Origin of the sequence: Spongiactinospora sp. 9N601, assembly GCF_044326295.1 — a bacterium.
Classification (GTDB): Bacteria; Actinomycetota; Actinomycetes; order Streptosporangiales; family Streptosporangiaceae; genus Spongiactinospora; species Spongiactinospora gelatinilytica.
On the sequence record NZ_JBIRBB010000007.1, the window covers coordinates 324455 to 336571 of the forward strand.

The 12117-nt window shown below is 70.3% G+C and carries 18 protein-coding genes; 7 read left to right on the forward strand and 11 right to left on the reverse strand.

What is annotated here, in order from left to right; all coding sequences use genetic code 11:
* Window position 1: 1 nt before the first annotated feature.
* The 4 genes from ACH34R_RS18970 (at window position 2) to ACH34R_RS18985 (ending at window position 2651) form a co-directional block, all read left to right on the forward strand.
* Complete coding sequence (locus tag ACH34R_RS18970) at window positions 2–454, forward strand: hypothetical protein (protein WP_397562765.1); 453 nt, start codon at window positions 2–4, stop codon at window positions 452–454.
* A gap of 55 nt (window positions 455–509) precedes the next feature.
* Window positions 510–1490, forward strand: coding sequence for an alpha/beta fold hydrolase (locus tag ACH34R_RS18975; RefSeq protein WP_397562766.1), 981 nt, complete (start codon window positions 510–512; stop codon window positions 1488–1490).
* Window positions 1491–1658: 168 nt separating this feature from the next.
* Window positions 1659–1961: a hypothetical protein gene (locus ACH34R_RS18980; RefSeq protein WP_397562768.1), complete on the forward strand. Its 303-nt coding sequence runs from the start codon at window positions 1659–1661 to the stop codon at window positions 1959–1961.
* A 75-nt stretch (window positions 1962–2036) separates the two neighbouring features.
* Entirely contained in the window at window positions 2037–2651 is a 615-nt protein-coding gene (locus tag ACH34R_RS18985) for a GNAT family N-acetyltransferase (RefSeq protein WP_397562769.1), read from the forward strand.
* Window positions 2652–2661: 10 nt separating this feature from the next.
* Here the strand turns inward: ACH34R_RS18985 and ACH34R_RS18990 are convergent, their stop codons facing one another.
* The gene (locus ACH34R_RS18990) at window positions 2662–3879 is read right to left on the reverse strand and encodes an MFS transporter (RefSeq protein ID WP_397562770.1); all 1218 of its coding nucleotides are present in this window, start codon (window positions 3877–3879) and stop codon (window positions 2662–2664) included.
* A 125-nt stretch (window positions 3880–4004) separates the two neighbouring features.
* Here ACH34R_RS18990 and ACH34R_RS18995 point away from each other — a divergent pair, with 125 nt between their 5' ends.
* Window positions 4005–4700, forward strand: a complete 696-nt coding sequence (locus tag ACH34R_RS18995; protein WP_397562772.1) for a TetR/AcrR family transcriptional regulator — start codon at window positions 4005–4007, stop codon at window positions 4698–4700.
* Between the two features lie 9 nt (window positions 4701–4709).
* Entirely contained in the window at window positions 4710–5189 is a 480-nt protein-coding gene (locus ACH34R_RS19000; protein WP_397562773.1) for an NUDIX domain-containing protein, read from the forward strand.
* 7 nt (window positions 5190–5196) lie between these two features.
* Here ACH34R_RS19000 and ACH34R_RS19005 read toward each other — a convergent pair whose 3' ends face one another.
* The 9 genes from ACH34R_RS19005 to rpsF all read right to left on the reverse strand — a co-directional run bounded on the left by ACH34R_RS19005 (window position 5197) and on the right by rpsF (window position 11248).
* Window positions 5197–5538 (reverse strand): VOC family protein, encoded by a 342-nt coding sequence (locus tag ACH34R_RS19005; RefSeq protein ID WP_397562774.1) that lies wholly within the window; start codon window positions 5536–5538, stop codon window positions 5197–5199.
* Between the two features lie 87 nt (window positions 5539–5625).
* Window positions 5626–6360: an amino acid ABC transporter ATP-binding protein gene (locus ACH34R_RS19010; RefSeq protein ID WP_397562775.1), complete on the reverse strand. Its 735-nt coding sequence runs from the start codon at window positions 6358–6360 to the stop codon at window positions 5626–5628.
* A complete protein-coding gene (locus ACH34R_RS19015) occupies window positions 6357–7592 on the reverse strand; it encodes an amino acid ABC transporter permease (protein WP_397562776.1) in 1236 nt (411 codons plus the stop codon). Before ACH34R_RS19015 ends, ACH34R_RS19010 begins: the two co-directional genes overlap by 4 nt.
* Window positions 7589–8479, reverse strand: coding sequence for an ABC transporter substrate-binding protein (locus tag ACH34R_RS19020; protein WP_397562777.1), 891 nt, complete (start codon window positions 8477–8479; stop codon window positions 7589–7591). Before ACH34R_RS19020 ends, ACH34R_RS19015 begins: the two co-directional genes overlap by 4 nt.
* Before the next feature lie 113 nt (window positions 8480–8592).
* Entirely contained in the window at window positions 8593–9417 is an 825-nt protein-coding gene (locus tag ACH34R_RS19025) for an S-adenosyl-l-methionine hydroxide adenosyltransferase family protein (protein WP_397562778.1), read from the reverse strand.
* A gap of 94 nt (window positions 9418–9511) precedes the next feature.
* Window positions 9512–9958 (reverse strand): 50S ribosomal protein L9, encoded by a 447-nt coding sequence (rplI, locus tag ACH34R_RS19030; RefSeq protein WP_111167116.1) that lies wholly within the window; start codon window positions 9956–9958, stop codon window positions 9512–9514.
* 14 nt (window positions 9959–9972) lie between these two features.
* A complete protein-coding gene (rpsR, locus tag ACH34R_RS19035; RefSeq protein WP_061256131.1) occupies window positions 9973–10209 on the reverse strand; it encodes a 30S ribosomal protein S18 in 237 nt (78 codons plus the stop codon).
* Between the two features lie 75 nt (window positions 10210–10284).
* Complete coding sequence (locus ACH34R_RS19040) at window positions 10285–10854, reverse strand: single-stranded DNA-binding protein (RefSeq protein ID WP_397562779.1); 570 nt, start codon at window positions 10852–10854, stop codon at window positions 10285–10287.
* Between the two features lie 103 nt (window positions 10855–10957).
* The gene (rpsF, locus tag ACH34R_RS19045) at window positions 10958–11248 is read right to left on the reverse strand and encodes a 30S ribosomal protein S6 (RefSeq protein WP_397562780.1); all 291 of its coding nucleotides are present in this window, start codon (window positions 11246–11248) and stop codon (window positions 10958–10960) included.
* Between the two features lie 278 nt (window positions 11249–11526).
* Here rpsF and ACH34R_RS19050 point away from each other — a divergent pair, with 278 nt between their 5' ends.
* Window positions 11527–11838: a hypothetical protein gene (locus ACH34R_RS19050; RefSeq protein ID WP_397562781.1), complete on the forward strand. Its 312-nt coding sequence runs from the start codon at window positions 11527–11529 to the stop codon at window positions 11836–11838.
* A 21-nt stretch (window positions 11839–11859) separates the two neighbouring features.
* Here ACH34R_RS19050 and ACH34R_RS19055 read toward each other — a convergent pair whose 3' ends face one another.
* Window positions 11860–12039, reverse strand: a complete 180-nt coding sequence (locus ACH34R_RS19055) for a hypothetical protein (protein ID WP_111167119.1) — start codon at window positions 12037–12039, stop codon at window positions 11860–11862.
* Window positions 12040–12117 lie beyond the last annotated feature (78 nt).

The following is a 12117-nucleotide window of genomic DNA, read 5'->3' on the forward strand; positions in this document are numbered from 1 at the left end:
CGTGGTCTCCAACTGCCTGCTGCCGGCGGAGCTGCACGGCAAGGTCACCGACGAGGCCCGCGAGCGGGGCGCCGGGCTGCTGGAACGGGCCGGGCTCGCCGGGTTCGAGACGCGGCGGCCCAAGGAGCTGGCCGGCGGGATGCGCCAGCGGGTGGCGATCTGCCGGGCGCCGGCCGAGTGGCCAGCGCTGGGCCTGACCTCGGCCGAGGTGATCAGGGCGGCCACGTCCCGCCCGGCCGCCGCGCTCGGCCTGGCCAAAGGGGCCGGGCGGTCGCAGGTCGGCGGGGTGGCGGCTGTGGCGGTGCTGGCGTGGGAGGAGAGCGCGTTCGCGTACGGCGACGCCGAGGGCGCGCGCCGCGAGACCGGCCGCAGGTGGCGGCCGGTGCCCACGATCAGGGCCGGACGACTCCACCGGATCGGTCCTTGCGAATGCGGCAAGGCGGCTCGCGGGTGAGGGCGTGCGGCGGGAAGGATTCCTGAAACGGACAGCCCCGCACGATGGAGGATCGATGTCACAGCTCGCCACGGTCATGGGGGCCGCCCATCGCGTCCTACCGTCGCCCGCCGGCCGTACCCACCTGGTGGAGATGGGCTCCGGGCCGCTGGTGCTGCTGGTGCACGGGTTCCCCGAGTTCTGGTACTCGTGGCGGTACCAGTTGCCCGCGCTGGCCCGGGCCGGGTACCGCGCGGTCGCCATCGACGTGCGCGGCTACGGGCGGTCGGCCAAGCCGGAGGATGTGGCCGCGTACCGGATGCTCGACCTGATCGAGGACAACGTCGCCGTGGTGCGCGCGCTGGGCGAGGAGACCGCGGTGATCGTCGGCCACGACTGGGGCTCGGCCATCGCGGCCAACTCCGCCCTGGTCAGGCCGGACGTCTTCCGCGCGGTCGGAATGCTGAGCGTGCCGTACGCACCGCGCGGCGGCCCGCGGCCCAGCGAGATCTTCGCGCGGATGGGCCCGGATCGGTTCTACATCGACTATTTCCAGGAACGCGGCCGGGCCGAGGCCGAGATCGAGCCGGACGTGCGCGGCTGGCTGGCCGGCATCTACGCCGCGCTGTCCGGTGACACCATGCCGCCCGCGGACGCCCCCGACCCGCACTTCGTGTCGCCGGGCGGGCGGCTGCGCGACCGTTTCCCGGCCGGGCGGCGGCCCGCCTGGCTCGACGAGGACGATCTCGACGTCTACGCGGCGGAGTTCGAGCGGACCGGGCTGCGCGGGGCGCTTGACCGGTACCGCAACATGGACCGGGACTGGGCGGACCTCGCCGCGTTCGACGGAGCCCCCATCACCCAGCCGTCGCTGTTCGCCGGCGGCGCGCTGGACGCCTCCACGACCTGGCTGATGAACGCCATCGAGGCGTACCCGGTCACTCTTCCCGGCCTGGCCGGCTCGCACATCCTGGACGGCTGCGGCCACTGGATCCAGCAGGAGCGGCCGGATCGGATCAACGAGCTGCTGCTCGGCTGGCTGGCCGATCTGTCATAACGGTCATCTCTGTCATAACTGGCATCCGACTGACGTCTGGTCTGCCGGTCAAATTTCGGTTAGAGAACTTATATCGGTTCCTCCTAGTCTCATGCTGAGACGCTGATTCTGTTCGGCAATGGGACGTTCTGTCGTCGTGCACCACAACCGCACGTGAAAGGAAGTCACATGAAGCTGAAGTTCGCCACAGGGGCGCTCGTCGCGACCGGAGTCCTCCTGCTGGCCGCCAACCCCGCCGCGGCGGCGACCGGGAAGCTGGAGCTGCACAACGCGGACTTCGCCATCCTCTACACCGACCCGCCGAAGGGCTGTCACGGCGGCCCCGGCGAGGGCACGACCGTGTCCAACCGGACCGACAGCCGGGTCCTGCTGTTCCCTGACGAACGCTGCCTGTCCAGGGTCTACTGGCCGGTGGAGCCCGGCGAGGTGGTCCGGGACCGTAACGTCGGCAGTGTCCAGGTCTTGCACTGACAGGTGCCTCGGGGCGGGCGCCGGGCGACACTGTATGATCCCCGGCGACCCGCCCTGTGAAAGGAGCACGGCCGCGTGAGCCCGTATCTCGACGTCCCGGTCCTGCCGGGATCGCTCGTCCGGCTTGAGCCGCTGTCCCCGGGCCACGCCCCCGACCTGGCGAAGGCCGCGGAAGAGGACCGCTCCTCCTACGCGTTCACGATGGTCCCCCGGGCCGCCGAGATCGACGACTTCCTGGCCGCGCACGCCGCCCGCGGGGCGGCAGGGCTCACGCCGTTCGCCCAGGTCCGCGTTTCGGACGGGATGGCGGTGGGCTGCACCTCGTACTGCACGCCGCGCCACTGGCCGGACCGTTCCGACCTGTGCGCGCTGGAGATCGGCTGGACCTGGCTTTCCGGATCGGCCCAGGGCACCGGCATCAACGTGGAGGCCAAGCTCCTCCTGCTCACCTATGCCTTCGAGACGCTGGACCTCGCCCGCGTGGACCTCAAGACCGACGCCCGGAACCAGCGCTCCCGCCGGGCGATCGAGCGCCTCGGCGCGCGGTTCGAGGGCGTACTGCGCCAGTGGTCGCCGTCCTGGGCCCCCGGCGAGGCGGGCCTGCTCCGCGACTCCGCCATGTTCTCGGTGGTCGCCGCCGAGTGGCCGGAGGTGAAGGCGGGCCTGCGCGCCCGCCTCGCCGGGGCGTAGCGCGACGCCGTCATCGCAGGGTGGCCCGCCGCAGCGCGGGGAACGCGGCGGCCACGGCGAGCGTGGCCGCCACGCAGACCAGTCCGCCGATGACCACCGCCTGACGGGCTCCGGTGAACTCCGCCAGGAACCCGACGGCGGCGTTGCCCAGCGCGGGCGAGACCGTCGCCTGCACCATCCATATGCTGCTGACGCGTCCGCGCAGGTCATCGGGGGTGTCCCGCTGGAGGAGCGCCGAGCGCAGGGTCTCGGAGAGCAGGTCCCCGAGCCCGGCCAGCGCGAGCAGCAGCAGCGCCAGCGGCAAGAACGTGGTCAGGCCGAAGCCGGTCAGCGCCAGGCCCCACAGCAGTACGGCGGCGATCAGCGCGTGCCCGCCCGCGCGGCCGGTCCACCCGCTGGTGAGCGCCCCTGCGACGGCCCCGAGGGCGGGCGCGGCGTACAGCAGGCCGGTCACGGCCGGACTGCCGAACTGCTGGTCGGCCAGCACCGGGTACAGCGCCTGCGGCATCGTGAAGATCACCGCTGCGGCGTCGATGAGGAACAGCCCCAGAATGAGCCGCCGGCCGCGGATGAAGCGCAGCGCGCCGGACATCCCCTCCCGGGGCTTCACGGTCCCGCCCCCGGTGGGTGGCAGGGGTTTGACGAACCACAGCACGATGGAGAAGATCAGGAACCCGGCGGCGTCCACGAGGTAGCAGGCGGCCAGGCCGGGCCCGGCGATGAGCGCGCCGCCGAGCGCGGGCCCGACCAGCGCGGCGATCTGCGCCGAGGCCGCCGTCAGCGCCCCCGCCGCGGCCAGCTTGGCGGTACCGGCCAGCGCCGGGATCGCCGCCAGCATCGCCGGGCCGCCGAGCCCGGCGAACAGGCCGGTCAGCCCGGTCGCCAGGTAGATCACCCACAGCCGTGGCTCGGGCAGCAGCGCGTTGCCGGCCATCGCCGCGGCCACGAACGCCAGCGGCAGCCGGGTGACCAGCATCAGCCGGCGCCGATCGAACCGGTCGGCGAGCACGCCCCCGGCCAGCAGCCCCGCCACCATCGGCACCGCCCTGGCCAGGCTGACCAGTCCGATCTGGCCCGGCGAGGCGGTCACGTCATAGACCTGTACGGCGACGGCGACGCTGGTCATCAGCGTGCCGACCAGCGCGCCGAGGAAGCCGAAGTAGATCAGGCGGAAGTCGCGGCTCTCCCGCAACGGGCTGAGGTCCATGGCGAGACCGGACAGGGACATGGCGGCTCCAGGCAGGCGGAACTTTTCTCCCGGCTACCGTGCCGTATGATTCCGATTAAAGTCAACATGTGTGAAGTTCTAGCCGTACTGATCCTTCGGGGAGGGATTGATAGCCTCACAGGGCCATGAGCAGCAGCCACACCCGGCGCCGGCCGACCCACCGCAAGGGCAGGCCCACCCTCACCCGCGAGTCCGTGGGGCGTGCCGCGCTCGACTTCCTCGGCCGGTACGGCCCGGCCGAGCTGACCATGCGCTCGCTCGCCGCCGAACTCGGCGTGTCGCCCCGCGCGCTCTACAACTACGTCGAAGACCGGCACGACCTGATCACAGTGGCCGCCGAGATCTTCGAGTCCGACTGGCGCTCCCCCCGGCTCGACCCCGAGCGGTGGCGGGACGGCCTGCGGGCGTTCTGCCGGGAGCTTCGGGCCCACTACCGCCGCCATCCCGGCATGACCACGCTCGCGTACAGCGAGAACATCACCATGGCCCGCCACCCGGTCATGCTGCGCAACGTGGACGCGCTGATCGGCCTGTTCGCCCAGATCGGCCTGCCCCTCCAGGACGCCTACCGGGCCTGCATGGAGACGATCAGGCTGGTCGCCGGCTTCGTCGAACTACAGGACTCCCTGCACGACCGTCCCCCCGCCCACGTCGCCCCCGGCGACCTGGACCGGCTCCCACCCCCCTGGCTGCGAGGTTCCCCCGAGGACCTGCCGTACCTGACCCAGGCCGGCGCCCTCGAACCCGACTCCCCGGACACCCTGTTCGACTTCGCCGTGGACATCCTGGTGTCGGGGATCGCCGCCCGCCTTCCGGGGTAACGTGATCGAATGAACGAGCAGCCGTACCTGGAGCCCGCGCAGTGGTACGCGTCACTGCCCGTCTTCTACGCCTCGGCGTGCGTGCTGTTCACCGACGAGCAGGATCGCGTACTGCTGGTCAAGCCGAACTACCGGCCACACTGGGCGATCCCGGGCGGCACCCTCGAAAGCGGAGAACTCCCGCACCAGTGCGCCGAACGCGAGGTGGGCGAAGAACTCGGGCTCCACCCGAGGGTGCGTGACCTGCTGGTCATCGACTGGATGCTCCCCAGCGGGGACCGCCCGAAAAGTATGATCAACTTCGTCTTCGACGGCGGCACCGTCACCGACCCCGCCCAGATCACCCTCCAGGAGTCCGAACTCGACGACTTCGGCTTCTTCCCCTGGCCCGAGGCCGCCGCCCTCATGCCGGACAACACGGCCCCCCGCATCCCCGCCGCCCGCCGAGCCCGCCAGGCCGCCCGCCCCGTCTACCTGCCCCTGGGGTGAGCAGTGGTCAGACCGGAGCACCACCGAAGCCGATCTCGTTCCCGTCAGGGTCGCGGTAGGTGACCTTGCGCACGCCGTTGGAATAGGTCTCCCGGTTCACCGGCTCGATCCCCCGCTCGGCGATCCCCGCCACCCGGGCGTCGAGATCGCCGACAAAGATCGTGTGCATCGCATGCCCGGCATGCTCGGGCAGCTTCTCGACGTACACATACCGATGCTCCGCCAACTCCCACACGGCCTCGACATCATTCGGCAAGAACGCGGGCGGACCACCCAACAGCCGTTCGTACCACTCCAGGGCAGCCCCGTAGTCGACCACCGGAATCCCTGCGAACAAATCAAGTGCCATGCGCCGATTCTAAGAAGTTCGCTGCCTTTCACCTCACCACGCTCGTCAGCAAATGGCCGGTTCGACGCCGGTGGCGGCGCCTGCGCCTCAGGGCAGGATCTTGCTCAGGAACGCCCTGGTCTCCGGGTGGCGGGGCTCGGTGAAGATGACCTCTGGGGGGCCGTGTTCGAGGAGGACGCCGTTGTGCAGGAAGCCGACCGTGTCCGCGATCTCCCGGGCGAAGGTCATTTCGTGCGTCGCCAGGACCATGGTCATCCCCCCTTCCTTCAGTTCCCTGACGACATTGAGCACCTCGCTCACCAGCGTCGGGTCCAGCGCCGAGGTGATCTCGTCCAGCAGCATCAGGCGGGGCCCCGGGGCCAGCGCCCGGATGATGGCCACCCGCTGCTGCTGCCCCCCGGACAGCCGGTCCGGGTAGGCCCCCGCCTTGTCCGCGAGGCCGAAGCGGGCCAGGAGTTCCCGGGCGCGGGCCTCCGCCTGGGCCCGGCCCACCCGGTGGACCTTCCGCGGCGCGAGGCAGATGTTCTCCAGCACCGTCATGTGCGGAAACAGGTTGTACGACTGAAAGACCATCCCGATCCGCTTGCGCACGTCGTCCGGGTCGGCGCGGACGGCGGTGATCTCCTCGCCGTCGAGGTAGATGGCGCCGTCGTCCACGGTCTCCAGCAGGTTGACGCATCGCAGCAGCGTGGACTTGCCCGAACCCGACGCGCCGATCAGGCACACCACCTGGTGTGACTCGACCGTCAGATCGACGCCGCGCAGCACGCTGTGGTCGCCGTAGTGCTTCCAGACGCCCTCGACGCCGAGCAGCGCGGTCATGCGCCGCGCCGCCTTCTGGCACGTGCCGCGAGGAGGTCGGTGAAGCGGGCCATCGGGATGGTGAGCAGGATGAACATCAGGGCGGCCACCAGGTAGGGCGTGTAGTTGAAGTCGCGTCCCGCGTAGATCTGGGCCTGCCGGATGGCCTCGATGACGCCGATCGTGGAGGCGAGGCCGGTGTCCTTCTGCAGCGACACGAAGTCGTTGAGCAGCGGCGGCACCACCCGGCGTACGGCCTGCGGGAGTACGACGTACCGCATCGCCTGGCCGTGGGACAGCCCGAGCGAGCGGGCCGCCGCCTGCTGGCTCGGGTGGACGGTCTCGATGCCGGCCCGGAAGACCTCGGCGACGTAGGCGCTGTAGGACAGGGTGAGCGCGATGACGGCGAGCGTGATCTCGTCCTTCGGCACGCCCTGGAGCTCCAGCGCCGGCAGGCCGAACCCGATGAGCAGGATGATCAGCAGCGTCGGTACGCCTCTGAACACGTCCACGTAGATCACGGCCAGCGCGCGGAGCGGGAAGAAGATGGGGGCGCTGAGCTGGCGTATCATCGCGATCAGCAGTCCGGTCAGCAGGATCAGCGGCTCGGCGATGAGGAAGATCTTGACGTTGTTCCAGAAACCGGCGAGTACGTCGGGCAACGCGGCGGCGAACACCTCACCGTCGAAAAAGGTCTCCCGCACCCGCTCCCAGCCGGGCGCGTTGGTGACCACCAGCGCGACCAGCACCAGGAACACGAACGTGGAAGCGGTCGCGACCGACCCCGACCGCAGCGCACGCCGCCGCCGCTGACGTTCCCGCTCGATCTGCCGGCGACTCTTCACCCACCCCCGCGGACGACCGCCCCCAGCAGCACCACTCCCTTTGTCCCCTGAGCCGCCGCCCGTGCCGCTCCACCCCTCGCCCGCGACCCCCAAGCGGTCAGCCCGAGCGTCGCGCCCGTCCCCCTGGTCATCCCAGCCGCTGTCCTTGGCACCCCGGCTGTCACCCTCGGTACCCCGGTCGTCCGGCTCGGCGTCCCAGTCCTCGCCTTCAGAGCCCGAGCCGCCGCCTGTGGCGCCCCGGGCCTCGCCCTCGGCTCTCCAGTCGTCACGCGCGGACTCCCGGCCGTCGCCCTCTCCCTCGCCCCTCGAACCCGAGCCGCCGCCGTCGGCCTCCGGGCCGCTGGCCTCGATGCTCTGGTCGGCGGGTCCGGAGTCCTGGCCGTGGTCCTTGGATTCCGGGGCGGTCATGACAGGTCGGGTGCGCCCACCGCGGAGCCCAGCCACTGGTTTTCGATCTTGTCCAGGGCGCCCGATTCGCGGAGTTTGCCGATGACCTGGTCCACGCACCCGACCAGCGGGCTTCCCTTCTCGAAGACCAGCCCGAACTCCTCAGGAGTCGCCCCGCCCGTCCCGAACTGCCCGACGATCTTGCTGTTCTCCACCTGTGCCGCCGTCACGTAGAACGCCGTGGGCAGGTCCACCACGATGGCTTCGACCTGCTTGTTCTTCAGCGCGTTCACCGCGTCCACCTGCTGGCTGTAGACCTTGGGCTCGGCGGCCGGCTTGATCACGTCCTGTACGGCCTGAAGAGACGTCGTCCCCACCTGGACCCCGATGACCGCGTCCCGCAGCGCCGCGATGTCCTTGGCCTCGGCGATCTTCGAGCCCTCCACCGCCACCACGGCCTGCTTGACCGTGTAGTAGCCCTTGCTGAAGTCGACCACCTTGGCCCGCTGCGGCGTGATCGACACCTGGTTGACGTCGAAGTCGAACTTCTTCGCCCCCGGCGCGAACGCCGAGTCGAAGGGAACGGTGACCCACTCGACCTCGCTCTTGGCGAACCCCAGCCCCTCGGCCACCGCGTACGTCACCGCGCTCTCGAAGCCCTGCCCGTTGGCCGGATCGTCGTCCTTGAACCACGGGTCGTAGGCGGGCTTGTCGGTGCCGACGGTCAGCTTGCCCGGCGTCTTCAGGGTCGGCGCGTCCTTGGCGCACGACGCCGACGGGCTCGCCCCGCCGCCGGAACCCGTCGCCGTGGCCTGGGTCCGGTCGACCGGCGCGCACGCCACAGCGCACGCCACCGCAGCCGTCGTCAGCGCGCCGAGCGCGAACGGCATGGGGGAACGACGGACCATGACGGCCTCCGGGGGAATTGTCCTGTGCGAACGTCCAAGAGTCTAGACTCAGCGACCCCGCGTCCAGCGGTCTGGGTCCAGTAAACCCGCTATCCCGATCGGTAAGCTCCCGATCATCCCCGGCTCTCCCGTACCGTGACCACGTCCCCAGGTCCGAGCCCCAGGTCCAGAGCGGCCGACCCCTGGTTCACCGCCACGCCGAGCCACCCCGAGGAGTCCCCGTAGCAGAGCAGGTGCCCCCGCGGCACCGCGCCGAAGGTGTGCTGGAACGGCATGGTGACCGTCCGGGTCTCGCCGGAGTCGTCGGTCCAGCCGACCTCCAGCCGCGCGCCGTACTCGTCGCCGAGCCCGAACGCCTCGTCCAGGTGCCCCCGCTCGCCGCCGAGGATCAGGCTGCCGAACTCGTCGATGTAGAGCACCGGCACGACCATCTCCCCCGCCGAGACCCGCGGCGCGGGGATGTCCAGCCGGACCAGTTCGTCGGGGGGAAGTTCGGCGCCCAGTGAGGGGAGTTCGACGCCGAGCGCGATGTGCGCCGCGGCGGGGGCGAAGATGTCCCTGCCGTGGAAGGTGCTGGACACGCTGGGCAGCCGGTAGTCGGGATTGTCCAGCCGGTACACCGCCTCGATGCCGCCGAGCGGTTCGCACACCGGGACGAGCAGCCCGTTGTCCGGCCCCACGAGCACGTCACCGCGGGCGGTCTCCACCGCGATCGGCCGCCGCGGGGTGCCGACCCCCGGGTCCACGATGCCGACGTGCACCCCCACCGGCAGGTACGGCAGCGCGCGCCGGAGCAGCATCGCGCCCTCGACGATCTGGTACTTGGTGATCTCGTCGCTGAGCACCAGCACGGTCGCCCCGGGCGCGAGAGAGTGGACGACTCCGGCGCAGGTGGCCGTGGAGGCCGCCCCGAAGTCGGTGGAGAGGCTGACGAACACAGGGCGAGCATACGAGGCGGCCGGAAAGCGCGAAGGCCCTCCCCCACGCCGGGGAAGGGCCTTGGCCTAATGATGTATCCGGGAAGGCACGCCGTCAGCCGGCGACCACCTCGATGTCGAGGGCGGCGGACACCTCGGGGTGCAGCCGCACGGACACCCGGTGCGAGCCGGTGCTCTTGATCGTGTTGGTGATCTCGATGCGCCGGCGGTCGAGGTCGGGGCCGCCCGCCGACTTGACGGCGTCGGCGACGTCACCGGTGGTGATCGAACCGAACAGGCGGCCGGACTCGCCGGCCCGCGTCTTCAGCGTCACGCGCAGCGACTTGAGCCGCGCGGCGACCTCCTGGGCGGTGCCGAGGTCGCGGATCTCCCGGGTGGACCGCGCCTTCTTGATCGTGGCGATCTGCTTCTCGCCACCACGCGTCCACTTGATCGCGTAGCCGCGCGGCAGCAGGTAGTTGCGCCCGTAGCCGTCCTTGACCGTGACGACGTCACCGGGAGCGCCGAGGCCGGAAACCTCGCTGGTGAGAATGAGCTTCATCGGTCTGGACCTCCTTAGCGAGCGGTGCTCGTGTAGGGCAGCAGGGCCATCTCACGGGCGTTCTTGATCGCGGTCGCCACGTCGCGCTGGTGCTGGGTGCAGTTGCCCGTCACCCGGCGGGCACGGATCTTGCCGCGGTCGGAGATGAACTTCCGCAGCAGCGCCGTGTCCTTGTAGTCGACGTAGGAGATCTTGTCGTGGCAGAACAGGCAAACCTTCTTCTTCGGCTTGCGCAATGCCGGCTTGGCCATCGTGGTGCTCCTCTCAGAGCCCCGCCGCGAGGGCGGGAATGGTCATCGGATTGGTTGGTAAGGGGGTGCCGAGGGCTAGAAGGGGGGCTCGTCGGTGAAGTCGCCGCCACCCTGGCCGCCGCCGAAGCCGCCGCCCTGGTTGCCGCCACCGTAACCGCCGCCACCGCCCTGGTTGCCACCGCCGAAGCCGCCGCCACCACCGCCACTGGGCGCTGCGGGGCTGGCCGTGGCCCACGGGTCTTCGGCGGGGCCGCCGCCGAAGCCGCCGCCGCCGCCCTGCCGGGAGGTGCGGTTGACCTTGGCGGTCGCGTTACGCAGAGACGGGCCGACCTCGTCGACCTCGACCTCGTAGACGGTGCGCTTCTCGCCTTCCTTCGTCTCATAGGACCGCTGGCGCAGCCGGCCCTGGACGATGACCCGCATTCCGCGCTGGAGGCTCTCCGCGACGTTCTCCGCCGCCTGCCGCCAGGTGTTGCAGGTCAGGAAGAGCGCCTCGCCGTCCTTCCACTCGTTGGACTGCTTGTCGAGGAAGCGCGGGGTGGACGCGATGCGGAACTTCGCCACAGCCGTCCCCGTGGGGGTGAAGCGCAGTTCGGGGTCGTCGACCAGGTTGCCGACGATAGTGATCTGGGTGTCGCCTGCCATGGCTCGAGTTGCCTTCCTGCTGCACGGCTTCGCTTCGGGTGTAGCCCCAGCGTACGGCGGGCGACCGACAAAAACCGGTGAACCGCCAGGGGGCCGGGAGAGCCTAGTGCGCGTCCGGGCGCAGGACCTTCGTCCGCAGGATGCCCTCGTTGAGGTTCATCTGACGGTCGAGCTCCTTGACCGTGGCGGGCTCCGCGGTCAGGTCGATCACCGCGTAGATGCCCTCGGGCTTCTTGCTGATGTCGTAGGACAGCCGGCGACGGCCCCAGACATCGACCTTCTCCACGGTGCCACCGTCGTTGCGGACCACCGCGAGGAACTGGTCGAGGGACGGGGTCACGGTACGCTCGTCCAGCGACGGGTCGAGGATGACCATCACTTCGTATCGACGCATGCGGCTTCGAGCCTCCTTCGGACTGTTGCGGTCACGACACGGTGCCGTGACAGGAGGACGCTGGCGCTTCGCGCCGGGGACGCTTCCAGCGCGCCTCCGGCGGGCCGGTGGCGGTGCTGATGACAGCACGCCCGGCACACGCAGCCGTACCAGGCTACCAGCAGCGATGACGTGCCCGGCGCACGATCGCCACGTTTCCGCAGCCCGGCTCGGGGATTGCACCGGCCCCGGCGCGGGAACGCTCGATACCGAAGGATTGCCTAGAGGGGGTGGCCTCGATGCCCCATCTGCTCAGCCCGTCGAAGAGCAGGCCGTTCCGGCTCACACTGAACACCGACGGGGCCAGTCATCCGATCGAGAACACGCTGAGCGTGGCGACCCTCGTGTGCGGGCTCGTGGCCTTCGTCACGGGCTTCATCCCCGAGGCGCACATCCTGGCGTCCTGGGTGGGCGCGCTCGGCTTCGGCGGCGGCCTGTACTCCCAGTACGTCTCCGCGACCACGGCCGAGCGGTCGGTCAACATCGTCGGCATCGTGGCGGCGTTCGTGGGCGTCTCGCTCGGTATCTACCACGGCGGCTTCGTCCCCTGACCCCGCCTGTGACCAGCGCGGTCATCCGATCTTCAGATCGACCCCGAGCAGGACGAGGAACCACAGGAAGATCGCCAGCAGCGCCTCGGCCAGTTCCCGCAGGAACGCGGGCGTGATGTAGTCGTAGACCCATGCGACATACAGGCCGACCAGAATGTAGATGAGCCCGATCAGGCTGATGCCTCTCCGGTAGAGCGCCACCTTTGGTCTCCTTGAGGGTGGGGGGAACTCGCGCTGGCGACTGCCCCGCCGTACCGCCGCGAAACCCTGCCGTGAAAC

Coding starts and splice junctions, on each gene's coding strand:
- ACH34R_RS19040 (WP_397562779.1), bottom strand. CDS start 10,854: ATGGCAGGCGACACCCAGATCACTATCGTCGGCAACCTGGTCGACGAC.
- ACH34R_RS19005 (WP_397562774.1), bottom strand. CDS start 5,538: ATGGCACTTGATTTGTTCGCAGGGATTCCGGTGGTCGACTACGGGGCT.
- ACH34R_RS19015 (WP_397562776.1), bottom strand. CDS start 7,592: ATGACCGCCCCGGAATCCAAGGACCACGGCCAGGACTCCGGACCCGCC.
- rplI (WP_111167116.1), bottom strand. CDS start 9,958: ATGAAGCTCATTCTCACCAGCGAGGTTTCCGGCCTCGGCGCTCCCGGT.
- ACH34R_RS18995 (WP_397562772.1), top strand. CDS start 4,005: ATGAGCAGCAGCCACACCCGGCGCCGGCCGACCCACCGCAAGGGCAGG.
- ACH34R_RS18990 (WP_397562770.1), bottom strand. CDS start 3,879: ATGTCCCTGTCCGGTCTCGCCATGGACCTCAGCCCGTTGCGGGAGAGC.
- ACH34R_RS19050 (WP_397562781.1), top strand. CDS start 11,527: ATGCCCCATCTGCTCAGCCCGTCGAAGAGCAGGCCGTTCCGGCTCACA.
- rpsR (WP_061256131.1), bottom strand. CDS start 10,209: ATGGCCAAGCCGGCATTGCGCAAGCCGAAGAAGAAGGTTTGCCTGTTC.
- ACH34R_RS18975 (WP_397562766.1), top strand. CDS start 510: ATGTCACAGCTCGCCACGGTCATGGGGGCCGCCCATCGCGTCCTACCG.
- ACH34R_RS18980 (WP_397562768.1), top strand. CDS start 1,659: ATGAAGCTGAAGTTCGCCACAGGGGCGCTCGTCGCGACCGGAGTCCTC.
- ACH34R_RS19000 (WP_397562773.1), top strand. CDS start 4,710: ATGAACGAGCAGCCGTACCTGGAGCCCGCGCAGTGGTACGCGTCACTG.
- ACH34R_RS19010 (WP_397562775.1), bottom strand. CDS start 6,360: ATGACCGCGCTGCTCGGCGTCGAGGGCGTCTGGAAGCACTACGGCGAC.
- rpsF (WP_397562780.1), bottom strand. CDS start 11,248: ATGCGTCGATACGAAGTGATGGTCATCCTCGACCCGTCGCTGGACGAG.
- ACH34R_RS19020 (WP_397562777.1), bottom strand. CDS start 8,479: ATGGTCCGTCGTTCCCCCATGCCGTTCGCGCTCGGCGCGCTGACGACG.